The sequence below is a fragment of the Pseudooceanicola lipolyticus genome (assembly GCF_002786325.1).
Classification (GTDB): domain Bacteria; phylum Pseudomonadota; class Alphaproteobacteria; order Rhodobacterales; family Rhodobacteraceae; genus Pseudooceanicola_C; species Pseudooceanicola_C lipolyticus.
In genome coordinates this window covers 1-4,311 of sequence record NZ_PGTB01000238.1, presented here as the reverse complement: position 1 = coordinate 4,311, position 4,311 = coordinate 1, and the positions used below count along the sequence as shown (strand labels likewise).

Below are 4,311 nucleotides of genomic sequence, written 5' to 3'. Positions count from 1 at the left end.
CTGGACGACGACAGCATCGCGGTGCCGGCGGGCGCCTGCGGCCCCCGTCTGCAGGCCTGGCTGAAGGAGCTGGCGCGCGACCGGCTGACCGCGGCCTCCGACCGCTATGCCGTGGCGCTGGGCCGGAAATATGACCGGATCACCCTGCGCGATACCCGCTCGCGATGGGGATCCTGCACCTCGGACGGGCGGCTGATGTTTTCCTGGCGGCTGATCATGGCGCCGCCCCGGGTGCTGAACTATGTCGCCGCGCATGAGGTTGCCCATCTGCGTGAGATGAACCATTCGCCGGCCTTCTGGGCGCTGGTCGAGCGCATCCACGGGCCCTATGCCGAACCGCGCGCCTGGCTGCGCCGCGAGGGCGAGACGCTGCACCGCTACCGGTTCTGAGGCACGAACCGGCGCTTGGCGCTTGACCGCTGCCAGGGATGTGATCACAACTGCGGGTCATGATCACATCCCGCCCTGCCGAGGCCGCCCCCGCCGCCCATGACCGCGTGTATCGCACGTTGCGGACCCGCATCATGCATGGCGAAATTGCGCCGGGCGAGGCGCTGACCCTGCGGGGGATCGGCAAGGAATTCGGCGTGTCGATGACCCCCGCGCGCGAATCGGTGCGCCGCCTGGTGGCCGAGGGGGCGCTGTTCCTGTCCAGCTCGGGCCGGGTCTCGACCCCCGAACTGACCAGCGAGCGGATCGAGGAACTGGCGGCGCTGCGTGCCCTGCTGGAGGTGGAGCTGGCCAGCCGGGCGCTGCCGCGCGCCCATATGGCGCTGATCGACCGGCTGCAGATGATCAACACCACCATCGCCGAGGTGATCGTGAACCGCGACGCCGTGGGCTATATCCGCACCAACCTGGAGTTTCACCGCACGCTGTACCTGCGCGCGCAGGCGCCGGCGATGCTGGCCATGGCCGAAACCGTGTGGCTGCAGCTGGGGCCGACGATGCGCGCGCTCTATGGCCGTCTGCGCCGCACCGATCCGCCGCATTATCACAAGCTGATCATCGCGGCGTTGAAGGCCGGCGACGAACCGGGCCTTAGGCTGGCGGTGCGCTCGGATGTGACGCAGGGGCTGCGGCTGCTGACCACGTGAGAATGCGAGTGATTATCACAAGCGAATTCAACAGGTTGCCGGGAATGCTGCCGCTCTGGTAGATTGTGGACTCAACCGGTGGGGATGCCGCGGTGACCACGATCATCAAACTTGCGCTGGGCAGCCTGGTTCTGGGCCTTGTCGTACTGGGACTCAAGACGCTGGCCTGGTGGATGACCGGGTCGGTGGCGCTGTTGTCCGATGCGCTGGAAAGCACGGTAAACGTGGTGGCCGCCTTTGCCGCGCTGATCGCGGTGCGGGTTGCGGCGCGGCCCGCCGATGCCAACCACCCCTATGGCCATCACAAGGCCGAGTTGCTGAGCGCGGTGATCGAAGGCGTGATGATCGTGATCGCCGCGCTGCTGATCCTGCGCGAGGCCTATACCGGGTTCCTGTCGCCCCGCGCCCTGGAGGCGCCCTTGGGCGGGCTGCTGATCAATGCGGTGGCCACGGTGCTGAACGCGGCCTGGTGCCGGGTGCTGCTGGTGCATGGCCGGCGGGAACGTTCGCCGGCGCTGATCGCCGATGGCAAGCATCTGCGCGCCGATGTGATCACCTCGGCCGGCGCGGCGCTGGGCCTGCTGCTGGCGGTGGTCACCGGCTGGTGGCTGCTGGATCCGCTGATGGCGACGCTGGTCGCGGTGAACATCCTGTGGTCGGGCGGCAAGCTGATCCGCGAATCGGTCAGCGGGCTGCTGGACGAGGCGGTGCCCGACGCCACCCTGGCGGTGATCCGCGAGGTGATCTCGACCCAGGCCGGCGGCGCGGTGCAGGCGCATGACCTGCGCACCCGCCATGCCGGGCAGGCGACCTTCATCGATTTCCACCTGGTTGTGCCGGGCGATACCACCGTGTCGGACGCGCATGAGGTCTGCGACCGGGTCGAGGCGGCGCTGGCCCGCGCGGTGCCGGATGCCAGCATCACCATCCATGTCGAACCCGGCCACAAGGCCAAGACCAGCGGAATCCCGGTGCTGGGATGACCGGTTTCGCGTTGCGGGCCGGGTTGCGGTAAACTTCCGCTCAGATGTCATCGCCGCCGGGCGGTGCGGCCCGGCAGCCAGAGGGAGCGATACCATGGAAAAAACCGGACGATGCCTGTGCGGGGCGGTCAGCTTTGCCTATGAGGGCGCGGAGAACTGGCGGGTGCATTGCCATTGCGAATCCTGCCGGCGGCAGACCGCCTCGGCCTTTACCACCTTTTTGGGCGTTTCAAACGGCCAATGGGCCTGGACCGGGGCAACGCCCAAGGTCTACCGGTCCAGCCCCGGCGTGCGGCGGTCGTTCTGCGGCACCTGCGGCGCCCCGGTGGCCTTCGAGGCCGACCGCTATCCGGACGAGATCCATTTCTATGCCGCGCTGCTGGACGACCATTCCGATTTCGCGCCACAGGGCCATGTGCACTGGGACGAGCGGGTGGCCTGGGTCACCCCGGCCGATGATCTGCCCCGCAAGCCGGCCTGAGGCTCAGGCGGCCAGACCTTTCGACCCCATCTTGAGGAATTTTTGCCGCCGGTCCTTGACCAGCGCGGCGCCATCCTTCTTCTTCAGCTCTTTCAGCAGGGCGGAAATGGCCTTGCCGACCGATTCGATGGTCTTTTTGGCGTCGCGATGCGCGCCGCCGCCGGGTTCGGGGATCACCCGGTCGACCACGCCCAGGTCCAGCAGGTCGCGTGCGGTCAGGCGCAATGCCTCGGCGGCCTCGCGCATCTTTTCGGAATCCTTCCACAGGATCGAAGCGCAGCCTTCGGGGCTGATCACCGAATAGATCGAATGTTCCAGCATCGCCACCCGGTTGGCGGTGGCAAAGGCCACCGCGCCGCCGGAGCCGCCTTCGCCGATGATCACGCTGACCAGCGGCACGGGGATCTGCAGGCAGGTTTCGGTGGCGCGCGCGATCGCCTCGGACTGGCCGCGCTCTTCCGCGCCCTTGCCGGGATAGGCGCCGGGTGTGTCCACCAGCGTCACCACCGGCACGCCAAAGCGGCCGGCCAGCTGCATCAGCCGGATCGCCTTGCGATAGCCCTCGGGGCGGGCCATGCCGAAATTATGCTCGATCCGGCTTTTGGTGTCGTGGCCCTTTTCATGGCCGATCACCATCACCGGCATGTCATCCAGCCGGGCCAGCCCGCCCATCACCGCGTGATCGTCGGCGAAGTTGCGGTCGCCGGCCAGCGGCGTGTATTCGGTGAACAGCGCGTTGATATAATCGCGGCAATGCGGCCGCTCCGGGTGCCGCGCCACCTGGCATTTCCGCCAGGGCGTCAGATCCTTGTACAGATCCTTGAGCATGTTGGCCGCTTTGAGATCCAGGGCGGCGGCTTCGTCGGCCACGTCCATTTCTTCATTGGCGCGGGCCAGCGCGCGCAGTTCCTCGGCCTTGCCTTCGATCTCGGCAAGCGACTTTTCGAAATCCAGATACTGGGTCATCACCGATCCGTTGCTGTTCCGGTGCCCCGTATATGACCGTGGGACGGCGGCAATGCAACTCGGCAGACGAAGGCGGTGCGACAGCTGCTGGTGCGGCGGTCAACTGGCCCCGACAATCGAGAAGGCCGCCCAGTAGGCCGGGTGATGGTGCAGGTCGGGACGGCCGGGATCGTTCAGGATGTCCAGCGTCGCCCGTTGCAGCGCCCGGGAAAAGCCGAGATCGGGTTCGGCGCGGATCTGGGCGAACAGCCCGGTGCTGAGCGCCACCGCCGCTTCGGAATAGACCGACCAATGGGTGACCAGCAGCGACCGCGCGCCGGAGTGGAAAAAGGCGCGGGCCAGGCCGGACAACCCGTCCTCCCCCACATTCGCCCCGGCGGCGGTGTTACAGGCCGACAGCACCACCAGCTGTGCGTCCAGGTCCAGCATGGCGATTTCCGCCGCGCTCAGCAGGCCGTCATCCTCCAGGCTGGCGCTTTGCGGCGGGGTTAGGACCAGCCCGGGCGCAGCGGCGCCGGCCTCGCCCGCCGTCAGCCCGTGGGTGGCAAAGACCAACACGTCGAATTCTGCCAGCGCGCCGCGCGCATCCATCTGTTTGATGCGGGTCTCGGTGGCGGCGGCGCCGGTCACCAGCCGGCTGCCACCGCTGTCGAACCCGGCGCCGATCGCCTCAAGCTCGCACAGGGAATCCGGCAGGCGCGGCAGCGTGGAAAGGAACCCCACATCGGCCAGCGCCACCTCGCCGGGAGCGGCCGAGGTCAGCGGCCGATCCGCAGGCGGCGCC

The 4,311-nt window shown here is 68.0% G+C and carries 6 protein-coding genes; 4 read left to right on the top strand and 2 right to left on the bottom strand.

Annotated elements, in window-relative coordinates; all coding sequences use genetic code 11:
* The 4 genes from CVM52_RS24010 to CVM52_RS27185 form a co-directional block, all read left to right on the top strand.
* Positions 1–390, top strand: a 390-nt coding sequence (locus CVM52_RS24010; RefSeq protein WP_133119968.1) for a M48 family metallopeptidase, incomplete at its 5' end; no start/stop codon positions are given.
* A 59-nt stretch (positions 391–449) separates the two neighbouring features.
* Entirely contained in the window at positions 450–1,097 is a 648-nt protein-coding gene (locus tag CVM52_RS24005; RefSeq protein ID WP_100164839.1) for a GntR family transcriptional regulator, read from the top strand.
* A 92-nt stretch (positions 1,098–1,189) separates the two neighbouring features.
* Entirely contained in the window at positions 1,190–2,080 is an 891-nt protein-coding gene (locus CVM52_RS24000) for a cation diffusion facilitator family transporter (protein WP_100164840.1), read from the top strand.
* Positions 2,081–2,174: 94 nt separating this feature from the next.
* Positions 2,175–2,561 carry a GFA family protein gene (locus tag CVM52_RS27185; RefSeq protein WP_172721080.1) on the top strand — a complete coding sequence of 129 codons (387 nt, stop codon included), beginning with the start codon at positions 2,175–2,177 and terminating at the stop codon, positions 2,559–2,561.
* Positions 2,562–2,564: 3 nt separating this feature from the next.
* On the opposite strand, the gene CVM52_RS23990 is transcribed toward CVM52_RS27185, so the two are convergent.
* Both CVM52_RS23990 and CVM52_RS23985 read right to left on the bottom strand, forming a co-directional pair.
* The gene (locus CVM52_RS23990; RefSeq protein WP_100164837.1) at positions 2,565–3,527 is read right to left on the bottom strand and encodes an acetyl-CoA carboxylase carboxyltransferase subunit alpha; all 963 of its coding nucleotides are present in this window, start codon (positions 3,525–3,527) and stop codon (positions 2,565–2,567) included.
* Between the two features lie 99 nt (positions 3,528–3,626).
* The coding region (locus tag CVM52_RS23985) for a CHAT domain-containing protein (protein WP_133119967.1) at positions 3,627–4,311 on the bottom strand (685 nt) is incomplete at its 5' end.